Source organism: Pseudomonas sp. MYb13 (genome assembly GCF_002980075.1).
Lineage (GTDB): Bacteria > Pseudomonadota > Gammaproteobacteria > Pseudomonadales > Pseudomonadaceae > Aquipseudomonas > Aquipseudomonas lurida.
In genome coordinates this window covers 134,455-156,893 of the sequence record NZ_PCQI01000006.1, presented here as the reverse complement: position 1 = coordinate 156,893, position 22,439 = coordinate 134,455, and the positions used below count along the sequence as shown (strand labels likewise).

Below are 22,439 nucleotides of genomic sequence, written 5' to 3'. Positions count from 1 at the left end.
CGGCAAAACTGTGCTGTAGCCCGCAGAAACGCGGCTTGCCGAGGGATTGTGACGGTTAAAATAACTGCGCCGAATACCCTGTAGGGCCCCTCGAAAGGGGGCTAATCCGGCCAACTGACGTCTGGCAGCAGCCACCGGTAGCGTTTCGGGTGCCGTTGGCGGCGGTTTACGCTAGAATGCACGGCCTCAAAGCACACCCCCTTCCCGAGGCTGTCCCGAAGATGTTGATCCTGCGCGGCGCTCCTGCCCTTTCTGCCTTTCGCCACAGCAAACTCCTTGAGCAACTGAGCCAGAAGGTTCCAGCTGTTACAGGCCTGTACGCTGAATTTGCTCACTTCGCCGACGTTACCGGCGTGTTGACCGCCGACGAACAGCAAGTGCTGGCACGCCTTCTGAAGTACGGCCCAAGCGTTCCGGTTCAAGAGCCTAGCGGCCGCTTGTTCCTGGTTCTGCCGCGGTTCGGCACCATCTCGCCCTGGTCGAGCAAGGCCAGCGATATCGCCCGCAACTGTGGCCTGGACAAGATCCAGCGCCTGGAGCGGGGTATCGCTTTCTACGTCGCCGGCCAGTTCAGCGATGCCGAAGCCGAGCTGATCGCCAGCAGCCTGCACGACCGCATGACCCAGATCATCGTCAGCCAGCTGGAACAGGCTGCCGGCCTGTTCAGCCACGCCGAGCCCAAGCCGCTGACCGCGATTGACGTGCTTGGCGGTGGCCGCGCCGCCCTCGAGAAGGCCAATACCGAACTGGGCCTGGCCCTGGCCGAAGACGAGATCGACTACCTGGTCAACGCCTTCAACGGCTTGAAGCGCAACCCGCACGACATCGAGCTGATGATGTTCGCCCAGGCCAACTCCGAGCATTGCCGTCACAAGATCTTCAACGCCAGTTGGGACATCGACGGCGAAAGCCAGGAAAAAAGCCTGTTCGGCATGATCAAGAACACCTACGTGATGCACAGCGAAGGCGTTCTTTCTGCTTATAAGGACAACGCCTCGGTCATCGTCGGCTCCGTCGCCGGCCGTTTCTTCCCGGACCCCGAGACCCGCCAGTACGGCGCGGTGCAGGAACCGGTGCACATCCTGATGAAGGTTGAAACCCACAACCACCCGACCGCGATTGCCCCGTTCCCGGGTGCAGCCACGGGTTCCGGCGGTGAAATCCGTGACGAAGGCGCAACCGGCCGTGGCGCCAAGCCCAAGGCGGGCCTCACCGGTTTTACCGTGTCCAACCTGCAGATCCCGGGCTTCGAACAGCCGTGGGAAGTGCCGTACGGCAAGCCTGAGCGCATCGTTACCGCGCTGGACATCATGATCGAAGGCCCATTGGGCGGCGCCGCGTTCAACAACGAATTCGGGCGTCCGGCGCTGACCGGTTACTTCCGCACGTTCGAACAGTCCATCACCACCCCGCGTGGTGATGAAGTGCGCGGCTATCACAAGCCGATCATGCTGGCTGGCGGCATGGGCAACATCCGTGAAGAACACGTCAAGAAAGGCGAGATCCTGGTCGGCTCCAAGCTGATCGTCCTCGGCGGCCCGGCGATGTTGATCGGCCTGGGCGGCGGCGCGGCTTCCTCCATGGCCACCGGCACCAGCTCGGCCGACTTGGACTTCGCTTCCGTACAGCGCGAAAACCCAGAGATGGAACGCCGCTGCCAGGAAGTCATCGACCGTTGCTGGCAGTTGGGTGACAAGAACCCGATCAGCTTCATCCACGACGTCGGCGCGGGCGGCTTGTCCAACGCCTTCCCGGAACTGGTCAACGATGGCGACCGTGGTGGCCGTTTCGAACTGCGCAACATTCCAAATGACGAGCCGGGCATGGCCCCGCACGAAATCTGGAGCAACGAATCCCAGGAGCGTTACGTACTGGCGGTTGGCGCGCAAGACTTCGCGCGCTTCCAGGCCATCTGCGAACGTGAGCGCTGCCCGTTTGCCGTGGTCGGCGAAGCCACTGCCGAACCACAACTGACCGTCACCGACAGCTACTTCGGCAACAGCCCGGTGGACATGCCACTCGAAGTGCTGCTGGGCAAAGCCCCACGCATGCACCGCTCGGCGGTCCGTGAAGCCGAGCTGGGCGATGACTTCGACCCAAGCACGCTGGAACTGGCCGATAGCATCGAGCGCGTGCTGCACCACCCGGCCGTGGCAAGCAAAAGCTTCCTGATCACCATCGGCGACCGCACCATCACCGGCCTGGTTGCACGTGACCAAATGGTCGGCCCGTGGCAGGTCCCGGTGGCTGACGTTGCCGTCACCGCCACCAGCTTCGATGTCTACACCGGTGAAGCGATGGCCATGGGCGAGCGCACGCCGCTGGCCCTGCTGGACGCTCCGGCGTCGGGCCGCATGGCCATTGGTGAAACCCTCACCAACATCGCCGCGTCGCGCATTGGCAAACTGTCCGACATCAAGCTGTCGGCCAACTGGATGTCGGCAGCCGGTCACCCGGGTGAAGACGCACGCCTGTACGACACCGTCAAAGCGGTCGGCATGGAACTGTGCCCTGAACTGGGTATCACCATTCCGGTGGGCAAGGACTCCATGTCCATGGCCACCCGCTGGAACGAAGACGGCACCGACAAGAGCGTCACTTCGCCGCTGTCGCTGATCGTGACCGGTTTCGCCCCGGTCACCGATATCCGCCAGACCCTGACCCCACAACTGCGCATGGACAAGGGCACCACTGACCTGGTCCTGATCGACCTGGGCCGTGGCCAGAACCGCATGGGCGCCTCGATCCTCGCGCAGACCCATGGCAAGCTCGGCAAGCAGGCACCGGACGTCGATGACGCCGAAGACCTGAAAGCCTTCTTCGCCGTGATCCAGGGCCTGAACGCCGACGGCCACCTGTTGGCTTACCACGACCGTTCCGACGGTGGTTTGCTGACCAGCGTTGTCGAGATGGCTTTCGCCGGTCACTGTGGCCTGAACATCGTGCTCGACAGCGTTGCCGAGGATGCGTCCGAAATCAACGGCATCCTGTTCAACGAAGAGTTGGGTGCGGTGATCCAGGTTCGCCAGGACGCTACCCCGGACGTGCTCGCGCAATTCAGCGCCGCTGGCCTGGATGACTGCGTGGCCGTGATCGGCCAGCCGATCAACAATGGCGAGATCAACATCTCGTTCAACGGCGACACGGTGTTTGCTGGCCAGCGCCGCTTGCTGCAACGCCAGTGGGCCGAGACCAGCTACCAGATCCAACGCCTGCGTGATAACGCCGACTGCGCCGAGCAGGAATTCGACGCGATCCTGGAAGAAGACAACCCGGGCCTGAGCACCAAGCTCAGCTTCGACGTCAACCAGGACATCGCCGCGCCTTACATCAAGAAAGGCATCCGCCCACAGGTTGCGGTACTGCGTGAGCAGGGCGTCAACGGCCAGGTGGAAATGGCGGCCGCGTTCGACCGTGCTGGCTTCAATGCGATCGACGTGCACATGAGCGACATCCTCGCCGGTCGCGTTGACCTCAACGAGTTCAAAGGCTTGGTCGCCTGCGGCGGTTTCTCCTACGGCGACGTACTGGGTGCCGGTGAAGGCTGGGCCAAGTCGGCCTTGTTCAACAGCCGTGCCCGCGACGCGTTCCAGGGCTTCTTCGAGCGTAACGACAGCTTCACCCTGGGTGTGTGCAACGGTTGCCAGATGATGTCCAACCTGCACGAACTGATCCCGGGCAGCGAGTTCTGGCCGCACTTTGTGCGTAACCGTTCCGAGCAGTTCGAAGCCCGTGTCGCCATGGTGCAGGTGCAGGAGTCCAACTCGATCTTCCTGCAAGGCATGGCCGGTTCGCGCATGCCAATCGCCATTGCCCACGGTGAAGGCCATGCCGAGTTCGAAAGCGAAGAAGCCTTGCTCGAAGCCGACCTGTCCGGTTGCGTGGCCATGCGTTTCGTCGACAACCACGGCAAGGTCACCGAGACCTACCCGGCTAACCCGAACGGCTCGCCACGCGGGATCACCGGCCTTACCAGCCGCGACGGTCGCGTGACCATCATGATGCCGCACCCGGAGCGTGTATTCCGCGCCGTGCAGAACTCGTGGCGTCCGGAAGAGTGGAACGAAGACGGCGCCTGGATGCGCATGTTCCGCAACGCCCGCGTGTGGGTGAACTAAGGCCGTGTACAAGCTCAGCTTCTTCGTGCCCGACAGCCATGTGGAGACAGTGAAAACCGCCGTCTTCGCCGCTGGCGGCGGGCGCATCGGCAGCTACGACAGCTGCGCCTGGCAAGTGCTGGGCCAGGGCCAATTCCGCGCATTAGACGGCAGCCAGCCGTTTATCGGGCAGGTCGGCCAGGTTGAAGTGGTTGAAGAATGGAAGGTTGAGCTGGTGGTGGCGGATGAGTTGATCGTGGCTGTCGTGGCGGCGCTCAAACTAAGCCACCCGTATGAAACACCGGCTTATGAAGTGTGGCAGTTGGCGGATTTTTGATTCGCACGCTGCATCAACAAGAAACCCGCTGGGCCCGTTTGGCCAGCGGGTTTTTTGTTGCGTGTAAGGCCAATCGCGGGCAAGCCCGCTCCCACATTTTGCTTTGCGAATACATGCAAATGTGGGCGCTGGCTTGCCTGCGATCAGGTTGGTCCGGTCAGTGATAATCTACACCCTGACACCCACCTCACGCCCGCTGACCAATCGCTCCAGCGCCTCACTCAACCCCGACGCCTTGTCACCGATCAACAGGTGCCAGACACCACTGTCCAACTGGCTCACACCTTGGCAACCCAGCGCGGTCAGCCCTGCTTCGGACAGCGCTGAATCGTCCCCCAATTCCACCCGCAACCGGGTCATCGCCACCGCATCCAACTGGCGCACATTCCCTCGGCCACCCAAGGCATCCAGCCATTTCTCGGCCTCCTGCATATTCACTGCAACCGGCTTATCCCCAGGCACAGCCTTCACTGGCATGCTGGCAACAAACGTCGGCATGGCCAGCCGAATCTCATCGGCAATGCTGTCGGCCATCGGCCCTACCACCACCTGCAAGCTCCCGCCATTGCCCGGTCGAACCACAGCCATGGCGCCCAGTGCTTTGAGCTCGGCATCCACTGCCTTGTTGCGGTCAACCATGTCCAGGCGTAAGCGAGTCGTGCACGCGCCGACACTCAACAGATTCGCCGCCCCTCCCAGCGCACGGATGTAGGCGCTGGCCCGCTGGTTATCGCTCATCGCTTCAGCTTGTACGACCTGGATATCTTCACGCCCCGGCGTTTTCAGGTTGAAGCGGCGAATGCAGTAGTTGAAAACGCTGTAGTAGATCAGCGCATACGCAAAGCCCACCGGGAACACCAGCCAGCCATTGGTGGACTTGCCCCAGCCCAGCACCATGTCGATAAACCCACCGGAGAACGTAAAGCCCAGGTGGATATTCAGCATGTCAGTGACAGCCATCGACAGGCCAGTCAGCACGGCGTGGATCAGGTAAAGGAACGGTGCGAGGAACATGAAGGCGAATTCGATCGGCTCGGTCACCCCGGTCAGGAACGAGGTCAGCGCCATCGACAGGAAAATCCCGCCCATCACTTTGCGGCGCTCTGGCAGCGCGTTGCGGTACATGGCCAGGCACGCTGCGGGCAAGCCAAACAGCATGACCGGGAACATGCCGGTCATGAACTGGCCGCCTTTCGGGTCGCCTGCAAAGTAGCGGGTGAGGTCGCCCGTCACGACCGCGCCGGTAGCGGGGTCGGTGAAGGTGCCGAACACGAACCAGGCCATGTTGTTGAGGATGTGGTGCAGGCCGGTGACGATCAGCAAGCGGTTGAACACGCCGAACACGAAGGCACCAATGCTGCCGCTTTCCATCAGCAACACACCGAAGCTGTTGATGCCATGCTGGATCGGCGGCCAGATCAGGCCGAAGATCACGCCCAGCGCGACCGCTGAAAACCCGGTGACAATCGGCACAAACCGTCTCCCACCAAAGAACGCCAGGTACTCGGGCAGCTTGATGTCCTTGAAGCGGTTATACAGCCCGCCCGCCATCAAGCCGCTGGCGATACCGGCGAGCATGCCCATGTTGATGCTGGTGTCCATCACCTTGAGTGTGGAGACCATCACCAGGTAACCAATCGCGCCGGCCAGGCCCGCGGTACCGTTGTTGTCGCGGGCGAAACCCACGGCAATCCCGATGGCGAAGATCAGCGCCAGGTTGGCGAAGATCGCCTGCCCCGCGTCGTGCATCACGGCGATGTTCAGCAGGTCGGTGTCGCCCAGGCGCAGGAGCAGGCCGGCGATCGGCAGGATCGCGATCGGCAGCATCAGTGCGCGGCCCAGGCGTTGCAGGCCTTCGATAAAGTGTTGGTACATGGCGTGTCTCCCTTTGTTGTTGTTATCAGCTCAGCGGCCAGTGGTGTTGACAGGCTTGGCGCACGGCCTTGGCACTGCTCAGGTCGAGCAGCCCATGGCTCAGTTGCCGGCATTGCGCCGCGTCCAGGTGGCGGACGCGGTCCTTGATTTCTCCGATCTGCAGCGGGCTGACGGACAGCTCGCTGACCCCCAGGCCGACCAGCACCGGTGTGGCCAGCGGGTCGGACGCCAGCGCGCCGCACACACCAACCCAGCGCCCGTGTTTCGCAGCCCCCGCGCAGGTCTGGGCGATCAGCCGCAACAGCGCCGGGTGCAAGGCATCGACCCGTGCGGCAAGGCCTGCGTGGTCGCGGTCCATGGCCAGGGTGTACTGGGACAGGTCGTTGGTGCCGATGGACAAGAAGTCCGCATGCTTGGCCAGTTGCTCGGCCATCAGTGCGGCGGCAGGCACTTCGATCATCACGCCCAGCTCGGGGCGCTGGGTCAGTTCCAGCGCCACGCACAACTCATCCAGGCGCTGGCGGATCTGCAGCAATTCATCGACCTCGCTGACCATTGGCAGCAGGATGCGGCAGCGTTCCAGTGGGCAGACTTGCAGCAGGGCGCGCAACTGCTGGTCAAGCAGGTCCGGGCGTACCTGCGCCATGCGAATACCGCGCAGGCCCAGCACCGGGTTGGCTTCGACCGGCAGGGGCAGGTAGTCCAGTTGCTTGTCGCCGCCCACGTCGATGGTGCGGATGATCACCGACTTGTCGCCCATGGCATCCAGCACGGCTTGATAGGCGTGGCGCTGTTCCTGCTCATCCGGGGCGGTGCGGCGGTCGACGAAGAGAAACTCGGTGCGCAGCAGGCCGACGCCATCGGCGCCGTTTTCAAACGCCACCTGGGCTTCGGCGCTGGAGGCGACATTCGCGGCCACCTCGATACTCACACCGTCGGTTGTGTGCGCCGGTTGCTGGGCCTGGGCCTGTTGCTGCTGGCGCCGCAGTTTCTGCGCGTCGCGAATCTGGTGCACTTCGGCATGGCGCGCGTCGCTGGGGGCCAGTTCCAGGCGGCCATTGGCGGCGTCGAGTACCACGCGTTGGCCGTGGGGCACGTCAAGTACCTCGGGACCCAACGCCACCACACAGGGTAAACCTTTGCCGCGCGCCAGGATCGCCACATGAGACGTCGCGCCGCCTTCGGCCATGCAAATGCCAGCGGTCTGTTGTGCGCTCAGTTGCAGCAAGTCAGACGGCGTCAGTTCATGGGCGCTGACAATCGCCCCGGCCGGTAATTCGAAATGCCAGGCCTCGCCCAGCAGTGCACGCAACACCCGTTGTTGCAGGTCGCGCAGGTCATTGGCGCGTTCGGCAAACAACGGTTTGCCCAACGCTTGCAGCACCGCGCATTGCGCCTGGATTGCATCGCGCCAGGCGTGGGTCGCGGCGCTGCCGTGTTCGATGGCGCCCGTGGCGGCGTCCAGCAGGGCTGGGTCGTCCAGTAGCGCGAGGTGGGCGGCGAAGATGTCCTCTTCCTCGACGTTCTTGCGTTGGCGGGCGTGCTCGAGGGTGCTGCGGATTTCGCTGCGCACTTGCTCCAGGGCTACGTCCAGGCGTTGCAGTTGCTCGTCGGCGACATGGTTGCCGGTGTCGTCCGGCAGTTCGATACCGGTCAAGCGCAACAGCGGCCCGCAGACCAGGCCCGGCGCGGCGCACACGCCTTGCAACACACCGACTTCGGTATTCACCGGGCGCTGCGCGACAACGGCCGGTGCGTGGTGTGCTTCCTTGATGGCGGCTGACAAGGCGGCGACCAATGCCTGCAACGCCGCCTCGGCATCTTTGCCACGGCAGCTCACGCGCACTTCGTCACCTTCACCAATGCCCAGGCCCATCAAGCCAATCAGGCTGTCGCACGAGGCTGATTTATCACCGAAGTGCAGCTGCGCCTGGCTGCTGAAACCCTGGGTGGTCTTGCGAATCAACGCGGCCGGACGCGCATGCAAGCCGCCGCGATGGGTGATGCGCACGTGGGCGCTGGCTTCACCCGCCGAGTTATCCACCGGCGCTTCAACCGACGCCGCCGAACGTGCCACGATCTGCAACAACGGCTGCCCTACCTTCACCGCTTGCCCTGCAAGCGCACGCAATTGGAAGCGCTCGCCATTGGTCAGGATGATCAGGCTCACCAGGCTCTTGCACTGGCGCGCAATGCGGTCCAGATCAAACTGCACCAGCGCCTGGCCCTGGCTCACCCGTGCCCCGTTCTTGACCAGCAAGGCGAACCCTTCACCGTTGAGTTCCACCGTATCAATGCCCACATGCATCAACACCTCGGCACCGTTGTCGGCGCGGATCGTCAGCGCATGCCCGGTGCGCGCGACGTGGATGATTACCCCGTCACATGGTGCATGCAGGCAGTCATTGAGCGGATCGATGGCAATGCCGTCGCCCATGGCGCCGCTGGCGAACACGTCGTCGGGAACATTGCCCAGGGTCAGCACCGGCCCGGTGAGAGGGGCGCTGAGGGTCAGATCATTATTGTTGTTGGACATGGGCACGGTACTCATCAGGAAAAACGGCAATCGACTCGAACTCAGTGAGTGCGAGTGACTTTGCTCAGGTGACGCGGTTGGTCCGGGTCCATGCCCCGGGCGACGGCCAGGCCTGCGGCCATCACGTAGAAACTCTGGATGGCCAGGATCGGGTCCAGGGTCGGGTGTTCGGCGCAGGACAGGGTCAGGTCGCGCTCGGCGATATCGTCCGGTGCCGCCAGCAATACCCGGGCGCCGCGTTGGCGCATATCGGCGGCCAGGCTCAGCAGGCCGGCCTGCTCGGCGCCGCGTGGAGCGAACACCAGCAGCGGGTAGTTCTTGTCGATCAAGGCCATCGGCCCGTGGCGCACCTCGGCGCTGCTGAAGGCTTCGGCCTGGATCGCCGAGGTTTCCTTGAGCTTGAGCGCGGCTTCCTGGGCGATGGCAAACCCGGCGCCTCGGCCGATCACCATAAGTTGCTGGCAGTCGCGCAGCGCGTCGATGGCGACTGTCCAGTCCTGTTGGGCGGCCGCACGCAGGTCGTCGGGCAGGGCACGGCAGGCCTGCAGCAGCGCGGGTTCTTGATTCCAGTGGCCGATCAACTGCGCGCTGGCGCTGAGGGTGGCGATAAAGCTCTTTGTGGCGGCCACGCTGTGTTCAGGCCCGGCGCACAGGGGCACGTGGAATTCGCAGGCGGCTTCCAGCGGCGAGTCTTCGGCGTTGACCAGCGAGATGCTCAGGGCCCCGCGTTTGCGCAGCAGGCGCAGGCTGTTGACCAGGTCCGGGCTCTGGCCCGATTGGGAGAAACCAAAGGCCACTTGGCCGCTGACCTTCAACGGTGCTTGCAGCAAGGTCACCACCGACATTGGCAACGACGCCACCGGGATCCCCACATGTTGCATCGCCAGGTAGGCGAAGTAGCTGGCGGCGTGGTCCGAGCTGCCACGGGCGATGGTCATCGCCACTTGCGGCGGCTGGCGGCGCAGGCGGCCGGCGACTTCTTCCAGCAGCGGGTCCAGGCGTTGCAGTTGCGCCGCGACGGCGTCGCAGGAGGCCAGGGCCTCTTCAAGCATTTTTGAAGTCAATGGTTTCTCCTTCGACCATTACGTCGGTGAGTGTCAGGGAGCGGTCCAGGCGCACGCAGTCGGCAAAGCTGCCGGGTTGCAGGCGGCCGCGTTCTTCCAGGCCCAGGTAGTCCGCAGGAAATTGCGACAGGCGTTGTGAGGCTTCGCTGATGGGCAAGCCGATCTTCACCAGATTGCGCAACGCCTGGTCCATGGTCAGCGTGCTGCCGGCCAGGGTGCCGTCGGCCAGGCGCACACCGCCCAGGCATTTGGTCACGGTGTGGCTGCCTAGCTTGTATTCGCCATCGGGCATGCCGGCGGCGGCGGTGGAGTCGGTGACGCAATACAGGCACGGGATCGAACGCAGGGCCACGCGCATGGCGCCGGGGTGGACGTGCAGCAGGTCCGGGATCAACTCCGCGTACTTGGCGTGAGCCAGCGCGGCGCCGACGATGCCTGGCTCGCGGTGATGCAGCGGGCTCATGGCGTTGTACAAATGGGTGAAGCTGGTGGCGCCGGCAGCGAGGGCGGCGACGCCCTCTTCGTAGCTGCCCAGGGTGTGGCCGATCTGCATGCGCACGCCGCGTTCGCTGAGGGTGCGGATAAGACCGTCATGCCCGGCGATTTCGGGGGCGATGGTGATCACCCGGATCGGCGCCAGGCGCAGGTAGGCTTCCACTTCGGCCATCAGCGCGGTGTGGGCAAAGTTAGGCTGCGCGCCGAGCTTGCCTGGGTTGATGTAGGGGCCTTCCAGGTGCACGCCGAGTACACGGGCGCTGCCGGTAGCACGTTGCTCGCAGAAGGTGCCGAGCTGGCCGAGCACGCTGGAGATCTCCTCCACCGGTGCAGTCATGGTGGTAGCCAGCAGCGAGGTGGTACCGAAACGCACGTGGGTGCGGGTGATGGTCTCGAAAGCCTCGACGCCTTCCATGATGTCCTTGCCGCCACCGCCGTGCACATGCAGGTCGATAAAGCCTGGCAGCAGGTAGGGCAGGTCGTTGTCAGCCGGGTCGCACGGCGCGCCTTCGATGGCGATCACTTTGCCGTGCTCGTGCACCAGGCGGCCGCGAATCCAGCCGCTGGGCGTGAGGATGTTGTCTTCGGACATGGGCAGTTCTCTAGGTTCGCAGTTCAGCGGAATAGTCATGGCGGCGCAGTTCTGCGACGAAGTCGTAGTAGTCGTTGCGGCAGTAGGTGTCGGTGATTTCGATGGGCGTGTTGTCGGCGGTGTAGCCAACCCGGGTCATCAGCAGCATGGCGGTGCCGGGGGCGATGCCCACCAGCTTGGCGAACTCGTCCGAGGCGTTGATTGCCTGGATATGCTGCAGGGCGCGCACCACGGGTTTGCCGATGCCTTCCAGGTACTCGTACAGCGAATTGCCGATGGCTTGCGGGTGCGGCAGCACGGAGGCGGGCATGGCAGTCATTTCAATCGCCATGACGGTGTCATCGGCTTTGCGCAAGCGTTTGAGGCGCGCCACTTTGTCGGTGGGCGACAGGCCCAGGCGGATCAGCTCTTCGTGGGTCGGTGGGGTGATGTCGCGTTCCAGCCACTGGGAAGTGGGGACAAACCCCTTCAGCCGCAGCATCTCGCTGAAGCCCGACAGGCGTGACAGCGGTTGTTCCAGGCGCGGCGTGATAAAGGTGCCGGAACCCTGGCTGCGGCGGATCAGGCCTTGGGCAAACAACACTTCCAGCGCTTTACGCGCGGTCACTCGCGAAATACTCAATTGCTCGCTGAGGGCGCGTTCCGAGGGCAGTGCCTGCTCGGATTTCCACTGGCCGGCGTGGATGGCCGCTTCGAGGTTGCGCGCCAATTGCAGGTACAGCGGCGTGGATTGCTTGTCGTCGGGACGCAGCGTCAGGATGGGATTCATCTGTGAGGTTTCCGATGCGGTTATTGGAGTGTTGTCGCCCGGTGTGGGCCGGAAATTAATACCACTTAAATACCATGTCAATGCTGCCAAAACGGTGCAAGTGCCGGTTTTAGGGCGCTCTATTGGTGCCTGGTATCAAGTGGTATTAGAGAGGTCTTTATTGCGTGCAGAAGTGTGCAGCGCGTGGGGGTGAACTGGTATTCACCAGCAAGCGCTGCCAGGGGCAGGAATTATTTTCAGATTATTTTACGAACGGTACGCGACTACGGCCGAATCTCGATGAGGGTGCCGTCCTTGACCAGGTTCCAGACTTCGCGCATATCCACATTGCGCATGCCGATGCAGCCGTCGGTCCAGTCCAGGGTGTGGAACCACTGCTCCGGGTAATCCTCGGTGTCGGGCGTGCCGTGGATCATGATCATGCTGCCGGGCTTGACCCCTTCGCGGCGCGCGCGGGCGGCGTCGCTGATGTTCGGGTAGGAGATGTGCATGGCCAGGTTGAAGCGGTCGCTGGTCTTGCGCCAGTCGATCCAGTAGAGCCCCTCTGGCGTGCGGCGGTCACCCTCGATCAACTTGTGGCCCTTGGGGTTTTTACCCAAGGAAATACGGTAGGTCTTGAACGGTTTGCCGTCGTTGATCAACTGCAACTGGTGCGCGGACTTGAGTACCAGGACTTTTTCGACGGTTTTACCGCCCAGGGTTTGCACCGTGGAGGCTGGCGCCAGTGTGGCGAATGAAAGGCAGAGCAGCACCAGTAACCAACGCATCAAAACGGGTATCCCTTGTGTCATGGCGCAGGCTTGCCCATTGGCGGCACGGCCTCGCTGCGCACCGGGAACGACTGCAGCCTGCGGTCAGCGAAAAAGTATTCCAGGGTACGCCCGACCGTGCGGAAAGCCAGCTCGGACCAAGGGATGTCGGCTTCGTCGAACAGTTGCACTTCCAGGCTTTCGGGGCCGGCGGCGAAGTCCGGGTCGAGCAGGTCGGCGCGGTAAAAGATATGCACCTGGTTGATATGCGGCACGTCGATCAGGGTGTAGAGGCTCAGGTTATGCACCCGGGCGCAGGCTTCTTCCAGGGTTTCGCGCATGGCGGCCTGTTCCACCGTCTCGCCGTTTTCCATGAAGCCCGCGGGCAGGGTCCAGTAACCCAGGCGCGGCTCGATGGCGCGGCGGCACAGCAGCACTTTGTCGCCCCACACCGGCACGGTGCCGGCGACGATATTGGGGTTCTGGTAGTGGATGGTCGAGCAGTGATCACACACAAAGCGCAGGCGGCCGTCGCCTTCGGGGATGCGTTGGGTAACCGGTTTACCGCACTGGCTGCAGAAATTCATGCTGGGGTTCCTGGAAAGTGCGTCTATCTTGGCGTGACAGGCAAGGCGCTGCAAGTTGTCGTTTAGCGACACCGCACGGGTTTTGGGGTTGGGCACCCGCACGCTTTGGTGCATGATGCAAGGTAGCCAACAGACCGAGATGACTCATGCTGGACGAGCTACTTCGCCGGGTAAGCAATCACACTCCCCATACGCTGGAAACCGACGGGCGTTTCCCCGAGGCCGCGGTGCTGGTGCCAATTACCCGCAGTGACGAACCTGAGCTGATCCTGACGCTGCGCGCCAGTGGCCTGTCCACCCATGGCGGCGAAGTGGCCTTCCCCGGTGGGCGCCGCGACCCCGAAGACCCGGACCTGATCTTCACCGCGCTGCGCGAGGCCGAGGAGGAAATCGGCCTGCCGCCCGGGCTGGTCGAAGTGATTGGCCCGCTGAGCCCCTTGATCTCCCTGCATGGCATTCGAGTGACACCGTATGTCGGCGTCATCCCCGATTACGTCGAATACCTGGCCAACGATGCCGAGATTGCCGCCGTTTTCAGCGTGCCGTTGGAGTTTTTCCGACAAGACCCACGCGAACATACCCACCGGATCGATTACCAGGGGCGCAGTTGGTACGTGCCCAGTTATCGGTTCGGCGAATACAAGATCTGGGGGCTGACGGCAATCATGATCGTCGAGCTGATCAATCTGCTCTATGACGACGCCAAGATTAGCCTGCACCAGCCACCCAAGAGCTTCATCAATATCTAAGCCATCGCTTGAATGGCAAAGCCGTGAGGGAAAACCATGAAATACCGCCTGGGCGATACCCGCGTCGAGACTCATCCACAGAGCTGGGTGGCACCCAATGCCACGCTGGTGGGCAAGGTCAAGCTGGAGGAGGGCGCCAACGTCTGGTTCAACGCGGTGTTGCGTGGTGACAACGAACTGATCTTGATCGGCAAGAACAGCAATGTGCAGGACGGCAGTGTGATGCACACCGACATGGGCTACCCGCTGACCCTCGGCACCGGCGTGACCATTGGCCACAACGCCATGTTGCACGGCTGCACGGTGGATGATTACAGCCTGATCGGTATCAACGCAGTAATCCTCAACGGCGCCAAGATCGGCAAGCACTGCATCATCGGCGCCAATTCGCTGATCGGTGAAGGCAAGGAAATCCCCGATGGTTCGCTGGTGATGGGCTCGCCGGGCAAGGTCGTACGTGAACTGACCGATGCGCAAAAACGCATGCTCGAAGCCAGCGCTGCGCACTATGTGCACAACTCGCAGCGCTATGCGCGTGATCTGGTCGAGCAGGAAGAATGAGTGCAGTTGAACGACCTGTAGCCTCGCCCTGTGTGAATATTTGCGCGCTGGACGAGGACGATATCTGTACCGGCTGCCAGCGTACGGTGGATGAGATTACGCGTTGGGGCCGCATGGATAATGCCGAACGCCGGGTGGTGTTGGGGTTGTGCCATGAGCGGGCGGTGGCGGGTGGGTTGGTGTGGGTGACTCCGGGGATATCCGGCGCCTGATAGACCGCTTTCGCGAACAAGCCTGCTCCCACATGTCGACCGCATTCCTACAGGACAAACGCAATCAACTGTGGGAATGGGCTTGCCCGCGAGGGGGCCCTCCCAGACGACATATTTCCAAATGTGAAGTACCCTGTGCCCCTTGTTCACAGGTCCATCCCCCATGCTCTTCCTGATCGCTTACATCAGCAGCGTCGTGCTGATCAATTTCGCCTTCTCCACCGCCCCGCACCTGGACGTCATCTGGTCCGCCTGGGGTGGCCTGGTATTCATCCTGCGCGATATGGTGCAAACCCGCTTCGGCCACGGCGCAATCATCGCGATGCTGGCGGCGCTGGTGCTGTCGTACATCACCTCCGACCCGTCCATTGCCCTGGCCAGCGCCACGGCGTTCGCGGTGTCCGAGTGCATCGACTGGCTGGTGTTCAGTATCACCAAGCGCCCGCTGCACGATCGCCTGTGGATAAGTTCGGCGCTGAGCATCCCCCTCGACACGTTTATCTTCTTCGGCCTGATTGGCGCGCTCACCCCGGCGGTGGCGGGCACCGCGCTGGTGTCCAAATTCGCCGGGGTCACGGTGGTGTGGCTGATCATGGCCTGGCGTGTGCGCAAGCGAGCCGTCGTCAACTGACGCCAATTTTTACAGTTCATGTAAAATGCCGGCCTTTCTCCCCATGATCCGCTCCCCTGAGGACCTGAGATGACCCGAATCGGAACTCCATTGTCGCCAACCGCGACCCGCGTTTTGCTGTGTGGCTGCGGTGAGCTGGGCAAGGAAGTGGTAATCGAACTGCAACGCCTGGGCGTTGAAGTGATTGCCGTGGATCGCTACGCCAACGCGCCCGCCATGCAGGTGGCGCACCGTAGCCACGTGATCAACATGCTCGATGGCGCCGCCCTGCGTGCGGTGATCGAAGCGGAAAAACCGCACTTCATCGTGCCGGAAATCGAAGCCATCGCCACTGCCACCCTGGTGGAACTGGAGGCCGAAGGCTTCACCGTGATCCCGACCGCGCGTGCCACCTCGCTGACCATGAACCGCGAAGGCATCCGCCGCCTGGCCGCCGAAGAGCTGGACCTGCCTACCTCGCCGTACCACTTCGCCGATACCTTCGAAGACTACAGCAAGGCCGTCCAGGACCTGGGCTTCCCGTGCGTGGTCAAGCCGGTGATGAGTTCGTCGGGCAAGGGCCAGAGCCTGCTGCGCAGCGCCGAGGACGTGCAGAAAGCCTGGGACTACGCCCAGGAAGGCGGCCGTGCGGGTAAAGGTCGCGTGATCATAGAAGGCTTTATCGACTTCGACTACGAAATTACCCTGCTGACCGTACGTCACATCGGCGGCACCACCTTCTGCGCGCCAGTCGGTCACCGTCAGGAGAAAGGCGATTACCAGGAATCCTGGCAGCCGCAGGCCATGAGCCCGATTGCCTTGGCCGAATCCGAGCGCGTTGCCAAAGCGGTGACCGAGGCCCTGGGGGGGCGTGGCCTGTTTGGCGTGGAGTTGTTCATCAAGGGTGATCAGGTGTGGTTCAGCGAAGTCTCGCCGCGTCCGCATGACACCGGCCTGGTGACCCTGATTTCCCAGGACCTGTCGCAGTTCGCGCTGCACGCGCGCGCCATCCTGGGCTTGCCTATCCCATTGATCCGTCAGTTCGGGCCTTCGGCTTCGGCGGTGATTCTGGTGGAAGGGCAGTCGACCCAGACGGCGTTCGCCAACCTGGGCGCCGCGTTGAGCGAGCCGGACACGGCGTTGCGTCTGTTTGGCAAGCCGCAAGTGAACGGCCAGCGTCGCATGGGTGTGGCATTGGCGCGGGATGAGTCGATTGAAGCGGCTCGGGCCAAGGCCACCCGTGCTTCGAAGGCGGTTGTAGTAGAGCTGTAACCGCGTCGCGCCCTTCGCGAGCAAGCCCGCTCCCACATTCGATCGCATTGCCAAGTCGGGCACCGATCAAAATGTGGGAGCGGGCTTGCTCGCGAAAGCGGTCGATCAGGCAACCTTGTTCAAATCGTTATCCCGCGTCTCTTTCAGGCACAGCACAGCAATCAAGCTGAGCAACGCTGCCGCCGACACATACCCACCGACATAACTCAGGCCACCCATCGCCACCAGCTTGGTCGCGAAGAACGGTGCCGCCGACGCCCCGACAATACCACCCAGGTTATAGGCCGCCGAAGCGCCGGTATAACGCACGCGGGTCGGGAACAGTTCTGGCAACAGCGCGCCCATCGGCGCGAAGGTCACGCCCATCAGGAACAGCTCCAACGCCAGGAATAGCGCCACGGCCCAAGTGGACCCGTGGGTGAGCAGCGGTTCCATGGTAAAGCCTGAAAGAATCGCCAGGATTGCACCGACGATCAGCACCGGTTTGCGCCCGAAGCGATCGCTAGCCAAGGCTGCCAGCGGTGTCGCCAGCCCCATGAACAGCACGGCGAAGCACAGCAGGCCGAGGAAGGTTTCGCGGCTGTAGCCCAAGGTGGAAACGCCGTAACTCAGGGAGAACGCCGTGGTGATGTAGAACAGCGCATAGCACACCACCATCGACGCGGCGCCCAGCAATACCGGCAGCCAGTGCTGGCTGAACAATTCCACCAGCGGCACTTTGACCGGGGCTTCCTTGGCCACGGCGTTGGCGAACACCGGCGTTTCATGCAGCTTCAGCCGCGCATACAGGCCGACCATCACCAGCGCAGCGCTGAGGATGAACGGAATGCGCCAGCCCCAACTGCGGAACTGCTCGTCGTTCAGGCTCATGGCCAGGATCAGGAACAAACCGTTGGCCGCCAGGAAACCGATCGAAGGGCCGAGTTGCGGGAACATGCCGAACCAGGCGCGTTTGCCCTTGGGCGCATTTTCGGTCGCCAACAGCGCCGCGCCGCCCCATTCGCCCCCCAGGCCAAGCCCTTGGCCGAAGCGCAGTACGCACAACAGGATCGGCGCCCAGGCACCGATGCTGTCATAGCCGGGGAGCAGGCCAATCAGCGTGGTGCACACGCCCATCAGCAGCAGCGAGGCCACCAGGGTTGATTTACGCCCGATGCGGTCGCCGAAGTGGCCGAACAATGCCGAGCCCAGTGGGCGGGCGATGAAGGCGATACCGAAGGTCAGGAACGAGGCCAGCATCTGCGCCGTGCCGGAGCTCTGCGGGAAGAACACCGGTCCGATCACCAGCGCAGCAGCCGTGGCGTAGATATAGAAGTCGTAGAACTCGATGGCGGTGCCGACGATGCTCGCCGTGGCGACCCGTGCAGTCGAGTTGGTCGGGGCGGCGGTCGCGGCCTCGTGGTAGGTGGTGCTCATGGCGGTATCCCTGATGGTCATTGCGCGTTTGGACGCGGATTATTATTGGTCGAACACCCATGGATCAGGGTAGTGCGCGGGGCGGCTCGGGATGGGAGCGAACACCGGTCAGACACGGTGAAGCGGTGCCTGGACGCGTTCAGTGCGGGTAGCACGCGGTCGGGCGCGGCTCTGGTAAGCCGCCCCGATTATAGGAAGGGGTTTGCGAATCCAACAAGGGGCTGGCGAGGATCTTTGGAAGGTGGCCCGGTCAGCGTGGGAGCTGGCTTGATCAAGGTCGATCAGGCGGCGACGGGCATTCGGCTGGTATGCCAGATCAGCACCTTGCTCACCCGGTTGTCCTCGGTCTCGAGGATCTCCAGGCGGTAGCGGCCGATCTTCAGGCACACCGCGCAGTCCGGGATGGTCTCCAGGGCTTCGGTGACCAGGCCGTTGAGGGTCTTGGGGCCGTCGCTGGGCAGGTGCCAGCTCAGGCTCTTGTTCAGTTCGCGGATCGAGGCGGCACCGTCGATGATGTAGCGGCCATCGGGCTGGGCCTCGATGTGCGGGTTGTCCGCGCTCTGTTCGCTTTCGAATTCGCCGACGATTTCTTCGAGAATATCTTCCAGCGTGACAATGCCAAGCACTTCGCCGTATTCGTCCACCACCATGCCCAGGCGCCGCTGCTGTTTGTGGAAGTTCAGCAGTTGCAGTTGCAGGGGCGTGCTTTCCGGGACGAAGTAGGGTTCGTGGCAGGCGGCGAGCAATGCCTCTTTGGTCAGGCTGGCGTCGGGCAGCAGGTGCTGGATCTGCCGGGTGTTGAGCACGGCCTGCACCTGGTTGATATCACTGTGGAACACCGGCAGGCGCGTACGTGGGGACGTGCGCAGTTGCTCGATGATGTCCTCGATCGAGTCATCCAGGTTGATGCCGTCCACTTCACTGCGCGGCACCAGGATGTCATTCACGGTGATGTTGTCCAGCGCGTGGATACCGGGCATGCGTGGCGTGCGGCCTTCGTCGGTATCGGGTTCAGGCTCGTCGTCGTGGTCGGGCAGCGGTTCATCGCTTTTCTTCACCACGCCGGCCTTGCGCGCAAACGGACGGAGCAGCAACAGGCTGATGCCATTGAGCAGCCAGGCCAGGGGGTAGAGGATTTTCAACGGTACGCCCAACAGCGTATTGCCAAAGCCGAGCACGGCTTGTGGGTAGCGAGTGGCCAGGGTGCGTGGCAGGTAGTCGGCGAATATCAGCAACAGGGCACACGAGATCAGCCAGCCGAGCCATGGGCCATTCTGTGCCCAGGCGTAGATCGCCAGCAGCGTGCAGAGGATCACTACCGCAGCGCGGCACAAGCTGTTGCACAGGATCAGGCTGTGGCGTGGAAAGTTCAGGCGGGCGGCAGCCTTGTCGCCCTGGCGTGTACCGGGGCGCAGGGCCAGTAAATGTTGTTGCGCGGCTTCGATGGCGGTAAACAGCGCCGCCCACAAAACCAGCAAGGCGACTACCGCTAGCATTGGCCCCAGGGGCAAGTTATCCATGATCGCTGCCCGTCAGATATGCAGGATGTATTCGCGAACCAGCTTGCTGCCGAAATAGGCCAGCATCAGCAGGCAGAAACCGGCCAGGGTCCAGCGAATCGCCTTGTGCCCGCGCCAGCCGAGGCGGTTACGGCCCCACAACAAGACACTGAACACTACCCAGGCCAGGCACGCCAGCAGGGTTTTGTGCACCAGGTGTTGGGCGAAGAGGTTTTCGACGAACAGCCAGCCGGAGATCAGCGACAGCGACAGCAGTGTCCAGCCGGCCCACAGGAAGCCGAACAGCAGGCTTTCCATGGTTTGCAGCGGTGGGAAGTTCTTGATCAGCCCGGACGGGTGCTTGTGCTTGAGCTGGTGGTCCTGCAGCAGCAGGAGCAAGGCTTGGAACACCGCGATGGTGAACATGCCGTAGGCGAGGATCGACAGCAGGATGTGCGCGAGGATGCCCGGCTCTTCGTCAATCACCTGTACGGTGCCGGTCGGCGCGAATTGCGCCAGCAGCACCGTCAGCATTCCCAGCGGGAAGAGCAGCACCAGCAGGTTCTCGACGGGAATCCGGTAGCAGGCCATCAGGGTCAGTGCGATGACGGCGGCGGCAATCAGGCTGGCGGCGCTGAAAAAATCCAGGCCCAGGCCGACCGGCGTCATCAAATGCGTGAACAGGCTGGCAGCGTGGGCCAGCAGGGCGAGGACGCCAAGGCCTACCAGCAGGCGTTTGTCGGCCTTGGCGCCTTGGGCCAGACGAGTGCCCTGATAGAGGGTCGCAGCGGCATACAAGATGGCGGCGGCGAGGCTGGGTAGCAAACTGGGTGACAAAGGGAGCATAAATCCTGTTAAGCAGGCCCGAAAGGCGCTGAGTTTGGCATACCCCTGCGTAACACGAAAGACTCTCAGGCCAGACAGCGGGTGTGCATGGCGGCAGTCTTCGCTATAATCCGCGACCTGCCCACGCCGCAGGCTCGCCGAGCGCTGTTTTTAATAGCGATTTACCACAGCCTGGGCTGCCATTACCTCGGTCTACCAATGCATTTCGATGAATAGGGCCTGAAAGGATCGCGCATGTTTGAAAACTTGACTGACCGTCTCTCGCAGACGCTGCGCCACGTTACCGGCAAGGCCAAGCTGACCGAGGACAATATTAAAGACACCCTGCGCGAAGTGCGCATGGCGTTGCTGGAAGCCGACGTGGCCTTGCCGGTGGTGAAGGATTTCGTCAACTCGGTCAAGGAGCGCGCGGTCGGCACCGAAGTGTCCCGCAGCCTGACCCCGGGCCAGGCCTTTGTGAAGATCGTCCAGGCCGAACTCGAAAGCCTGATGGGCGCGGCCAACGAAGACTTGAACCTCAGCGCCGTGCCACCGGCCGTCGTCTTGATGGCCGGTCTGCAGGGTGCGGGTAAAACCACCACTGCCGGCAAGCTGGCGCGCTTCCTTAAAGAGCGCAAGAAAAAGTCCGTGATGGTGGTGTCGGCCGACGTCTACCGTCCGGCAGCTATCAAGCAGTTGGAAATGCTTGCGGGCGAAGTGGGCGTGACCTTCTTCCCGTCCGACCTGAGCCAGAAGCCGGTCGACATCGCCAACGCTGCTATTAAAGAAGCCAGGCTGAAATTCATCGACGTGGTCATCGTCGATACCGCCGGTCGCCTGCACATCGACGAAGAGATGATGGGCGAGATCAAGGCGCTGCATGCCGCGATCAACCCGGTCGAGACGCTGTTCGTGGTCGACGCGATGACCGGCCAGGATGCGGCCAACACCGCCAAGGCCTTCGGTGATGCACTGCCGCTGACCGGCGTGATCCTCACCAAGGTCGACGGCGACGCCCGTGGCGGTGCTGCGTTGTCGGTGCGTGCCATCACCGGCAAGCCGATCAAGTTCATCGGTATGGGCGAGAAGAGCGAAGCGCTCGAACCGTTCCACCCTGAGCGTATCGCCTCGCGTATCCTCGGCATGGGTGACGTACTCAGCCTGATCGAACAGGCCGAAGCGACCCTCGACAAGGACAAGGCCGACAAACTGGCCAAGAAGCTGAAGAAGGGCAAGGGCTTCGACCTCGAAGACTTCCGTGACCAGCTGCAACAGATGAAGAACATGGGTGGCCTTGGCGGCCTGATGGACAAGCTGCCGAATATCGGCGGTGTGAACCTGGCGCAAATGGGCAATGCCCAGGGCGCGGCAGAGAAGCAGTTCAAGCAGATGGAAGCCATCATCAACTCCATGACCCCGGCCGAGCGCCGCGACCCTGAGCTGATCAGCGGTTCGCGCAAACGTCGGATCGCCATGGGTTCTGGCACCCAGGTGCAAGACATCGGTCGCTTGATCAAGCAGCACAAGCAGATGCAGAAGATGATGAAGAAATTCTCCGCCAAAGGCGGCATGGCCAAGATGATGCGCGGCATGGGCGGTATGTTGCCCGGCGGCGGCATGCCAAAAATGTAGTGACCTGTTTCGAGGATAGCTGCTCACGTATGGCGGGTGCTATCCACGAAACAGGCCACAAGAATTCGAGCAAAAGCTCGCTTTTGCTCCGACCCACAGGGATGTGGGATCTCCAGCAAACCCGCGATTGGCGGGCGCTGACTCGCCGTTTTAACCGACGGCTCTATAGCAGATCTGAATGGCACGCCGATAGGCGCCAGAAAAAGACATTTGCAAAAGTCCGGATATTCCTTAGAATATGCGGCCTTTCGGGCACCTATGCCCGCTGTGCATTTAGATTTGCAGCACCGACTACAGGAACGATGTTCACATGCTAACAATCCGTCTTGCCCTTGGCGGCTCCAAAAAGCGCCCGTTTTACCACTTGACCGTAACTGACAGCCGCAACCCACGTGACGGCTCTCACAAGGAACAAGTTGGCTTCTTCAACCCGATCGCTCGTGGTCAAGAAGTTCGTCTGTCCGTGAACCAAGAGCGCGTAGCCTACTGGCTGAGCGTTGGTGCACAACCATCTGAGCGTGTTGCTCAGCTGTTGAAGGACTCGGCTAAGGCCGCAGCCTGA

Annotated in this window: 19 protein-coding genes; 9 read left to right on the top strand and 10 right to left on the bottom strand. The window is 62.5% G+C overall.

Features of this window, described 5'->3' with window-relative positions; translation table 11 throughout:
- Positions 1-221: 221 nt before the first annotated feature.
- Together purL and CQ002_RS13735 are read left to right on the top strand one after the other, a co-directional pair.
- Entirely contained in the window at positions 222-4,118 is a 3,897-nt protein-coding gene (purL, locus tag CQ002_RS13740; RefSeq protein ID WP_105162806.1) for a phosphoribosylformylglycinamidine synthase, read from the top strand.
- 4 nt (positions 4,119-4,122) lie between these two features.
- Positions 4,123-4,434, top strand: coding sequence for an NGG1p interacting factor NIF3 (locus CQ002_RS13735; protein WP_098467328.1), 312 nt, complete (start codon positions 4,123-4,125; stop codon positions 4,432-4,434).
- 168 nt (positions 4,435-4,602) lie between these two features.
- Here CQ002_RS13735 and nagE read toward each other — a convergent pair whose 3' ends face one another.
- The 7 genes from nagE to CQ002_RS13700 form a co-directional block, all read right to left on the bottom strand.
- Positions 4,603-6,309 carry an N-acetylglucosamine-specific PTS transporter subunit IIBC gene (gene nagE, locus CQ002_RS13730; protein WP_105162805.1) on the bottom strand — a complete coding sequence of 569 codons (1,707 nt, stop codon included), beginning with the start codon at positions 6,307-6,309 and terminating at the stop codon, positions 4,603-4,605.
- Positions 6,310-6,334: 25 nt separating this feature from the next.
- Entirely contained in the window at positions 6,335-8,845 is a 2,511-nt protein-coding gene (gene ptsP, locus CQ002_RS13725; protein WP_105162804.1) for a phosphoenolpyruvate--protein phosphotransferase, read from the bottom strand.
- 41 nt (positions 8,846-8,886) lie between these two features.
- Positions 8,887-9,909, bottom strand: a complete 1,023-nt coding sequence (locus tag CQ002_RS13720; protein WP_105162803.1) for an SIS domain-containing protein — start codon at positions 9,907-9,909, stop codon at positions 8,887-8,889.
- Entirely contained in the window at positions 9,890-10,996 is a 1,107-nt protein-coding gene (gene nagA, locus CQ002_RS13715; RefSeq protein ID WP_034109230.1) for an N-acetylglucosamine-6-phosphate deacetylase, read from the bottom strand. Before nagA ends, CQ002_RS13720 begins: the two co-directional genes overlap by 20 nt.
- Positions 10,997-11,006: 10 nt before the next feature.
- The gene (locus tag CQ002_RS13710) at positions 11,007-11,765 is read right to left on the bottom strand and encodes a GntR family transcriptional regulator (RefSeq protein WP_034109229.1); all 759 of its coding nucleotides are present in this window, start codon (positions 11,763-11,765) and stop codon (positions 11,007-11,009) included.
- Positions 11,766-12,028: 263 nt separating this feature from the next.
- Positions 12,029-12,532, bottom strand: a complete 504-nt coding sequence (locus CQ002_RS13705; protein ID WP_034109228.1) for a murein L,D-transpeptidase family protein — start codon at positions 12,530-12,532, stop codon at positions 12,029-12,031.
- Positions 12,533-12,552: 20 nt separating this feature from the next.
- A complete protein-coding gene (locus CQ002_RS13700) occupies positions 12,553-13,101 on the bottom strand; it encodes an NUDIX hydrolase (RefSeq protein ID WP_069078232.1) in 549 nt (182 codons plus the stop codon).
- A 146-nt stretch (positions 13,102-13,247) separates the two neighbouring features.
- On the opposite strand from CQ002_RS13700, the gene CQ002_RS13695 reads away from it, so the two are divergent.
- The 5 genes from CQ002_RS13695 to purT all read left to right on the top strand — a co-directional run bounded on the left by CQ002_RS13695 (position 13,248) and on the right by purT (position 16,505).
- Positions 13,248-13,850: a CoA pyrophosphatase gene (locus CQ002_RS13695; RefSeq protein ID WP_017736785.1), complete on the top strand. Its 603-nt coding sequence runs from the start codon at positions 13,248-13,250 to the stop codon at positions 13,848-13,850.
- A gap of 36 nt (positions 13,851-13,886) precedes the next feature.
- Positions 13,887-14,411 (top strand): gamma carbonic anhydrase family protein, encoded by a 525-nt coding sequence (locus tag CQ002_RS13690; RefSeq protein WP_105162802.1) that lies wholly within the window; start codon positions 13,887-13,889, stop codon positions 14,409-14,411.
- Complete coding sequence (locus tag CQ002_RS13685; protein ID WP_034109225.1) at positions 14,408-14,623, top strand: DUF1289 domain-containing protein; 216 nt, start codon at positions 14,408-14,410, stop codon at positions 14,621-14,623. Before CQ002_RS13690 ends, CQ002_RS13685 begins: the two co-directional genes overlap by 4 nt.
- Positions 14,624-14,786: 163 nt before the next feature.
- Positions 14,787-15,254, top strand: coding sequence for a VUT family protein (locus tag CQ002_RS13680; protein ID WP_034109224.1), 468 nt, complete (start codon positions 14,787-14,789; stop codon positions 15,252-15,254).
- A gap of 69 nt (positions 15,255-15,323) precedes the next feature.
- On the top strand, positions 15,324-16,505 hold the full coding sequence (purT, locus tag CQ002_RS13675) for a formate-dependent phosphoribosylglycinamide formyltransferase (RefSeq protein WP_034109223.1): 1,182 nt from the start codon (positions 15,324-15,326) through the stop codon (positions 16,503-16,505).
- 105 nt (positions 16,506-16,610) lie between these two features.
- On the opposite strand, the gene CQ002_RS13670 is transcribed toward purT, so the two are convergent.
- The 3 genes from CQ002_RS13670 to CQ002_RS13660 all read right to left on the bottom strand — a co-directional run bounded on the left by CQ002_RS13670 (position 16,611) and on the right by CQ002_RS13660 (position 20,266).
- Positions 16,611-17,921 carry an MFS transporter gene (locus tag CQ002_RS13670; RefSeq protein ID WP_069078233.1) on the bottom strand — a complete coding sequence of 437 codons (1,311 nt, stop codon included), beginning with the start codon at positions 17,919-17,921 and terminating at the stop codon, positions 16,611-16,613.
- A gap of 281 nt (positions 17,922-18,202) precedes the next feature.
- A complete protein-coding gene (locus CQ002_RS13665; protein ID WP_105162801.1) occupies positions 18,203-19,441 on the bottom strand; it encodes a transporter associated domain-containing protein in 1,239 nt (412 codons plus the stop codon).
- Positions 19,442-19,453: 12 nt separating this feature from the next.
- Positions 19,454-20,266 (bottom strand): inner membrane protein YpjD, encoded by an 813-nt coding sequence (locus tag CQ002_RS13660; protein WP_034109220.1) that lies wholly within the window; start codon positions 20,264-20,266, stop codon positions 19,454-19,456.
- A 234-nt stretch (positions 20,267-20,500) separates the two neighbouring features.
- Between CQ002_RS13660 and ffh the strand changes: the two genes are divergently transcribed.
- Entirely contained in the window at positions 20,501-21,877 is a 1,377-nt protein-coding gene (ffh, locus tag CQ002_RS13655) for a signal recognition particle protein (RefSeq protein WP_003175900.1), read from the top strand.
- 310 nt (positions 21,878-22,187) lie between these two features.
- Positions 22,188-22,439 (top strand): 30S ribosomal protein S16, encoded by a 252-nt coding sequence (gene rpsP / locus CQ002_RS13650; protein ID WP_025854836.1) that lies wholly within the window; start codon positions 22,188-22,190, stop codon positions 22,437-22,439.

Excerpts from the sequence above, each read along its gene's own strand:
- CQ002_RS13670 (WP_069078233.1), bottom strand. The coding sequence starts at position 17,921 with ATGAGCACCACCTACCACGAGGCCGCGACCGCCGCCCCGACCAACTCG.
- CQ002_RS13710 (WP_034109229.1), bottom strand. The coding sequence starts at position 11,765 with ATGAATCCCATCCTGACGCTGCGTCCCGACGACAAGCAATCCACGCCG.
- CQ002_RS13705 (WP_034109228.1), bottom strand. The coding sequence starts at position 12,532 with ATGCGTTGGTTACTGGTGCTGCTCTGCCTTTCATTCGCCACACTGGCG.
- CQ002_RS13700 (WP_069078232.1), bottom strand. The coding sequence starts at position 13,101 with ATGAATTTCTGCAGCCAGTGCGGTAAACCGGTTACCCAACGCATCCCC.
- CQ002_RS13685 (WP_034109225.1), top strand. The coding sequence starts at position 14,408 with ATGAGTGCAGTTGAACGACCTGTAGCCTCGCCCTGTGTGAATATTTGC.
- nagE (WP_105162805.1), bottom strand. The coding sequence starts at position 6,309 with ATGTACCAACACTTTATCGAAGGCCTGCAACGCCTGGGCCGCGCACTG.
- ffh (WP_003175900.1), top strand. The coding sequence starts at position 20,501 with ATGTTTGAAAACTTGACTGACCGTCTCTCGCAGACGCTGCGCCACGTT.
- CQ002_RS13680 (WP_034109224.1), top strand. The coding sequence starts at position 14,787 with ATGCTCTTCCTGATCGCTTACATCAGCAGCGTCGTGCTGATCAATTTC.
- purT (WP_034109223.1), top strand. The coding sequence starts at position 15,324 with ATGACCCGAATCGGAACTCCATTGTCGCCAACCGCGACCCGCGTTTTG.
- CQ002_RS13665 (WP_105162801.1), bottom strand. The coding sequence starts at position 19,441 with ATGGATAACTTGCCCCTGGGGCCAATGCTAGCGGTAGTCGCCTTGCTG.
- nagA (WP_034109230.1), bottom strand. The coding sequence starts at position 10,996 with ATGTCCGAAGACAACATCCTCACGCCCAGCGGCTGGATTCGCGGCCGC.
- CQ002_RS13695 (WP_017736785.1), top strand. The coding sequence starts at position 13,248 with ATGCTGGACGAGCTACTTCGCCGGGTAAGCAATCACACTCCCCATACG.
- CQ002_RS13690 (WP_105162802.1), top strand. The coding sequence starts at position 13,887 with ATGAAATACCGCCTGGGCGATACCCGCGTCGAGACTCATCCACAGAGC.
- CQ002_RS13660 (WP_034109220.1), bottom strand. The coding sequence starts at position 20,266 with ATGCTCCCTTTGTCACCCAGTTTGCTACCCAGCCTCGCCGCCGCCATC.
- purL (WP_105162806.1), top strand. The coding sequence starts at position 222 with ATGTTGATCCTGCGCGGCGCTCCTGCCCTTTCTGCCTTTCGCCACAGC.
- rpsP (WP_025854836.1), top strand. The coding sequence starts at position 22,188 with ATGCTAACAATCCGTCTTGCCCTTGGCGGCTCCAAAAAGCGCCCGTTT.
- ptsP (WP_105162804.1), bottom strand. The coding sequence starts at position 8,845 with ATGTCCAACAACAATAATGATCTGACCCTCAGCGCCCCTCTCACCGGG.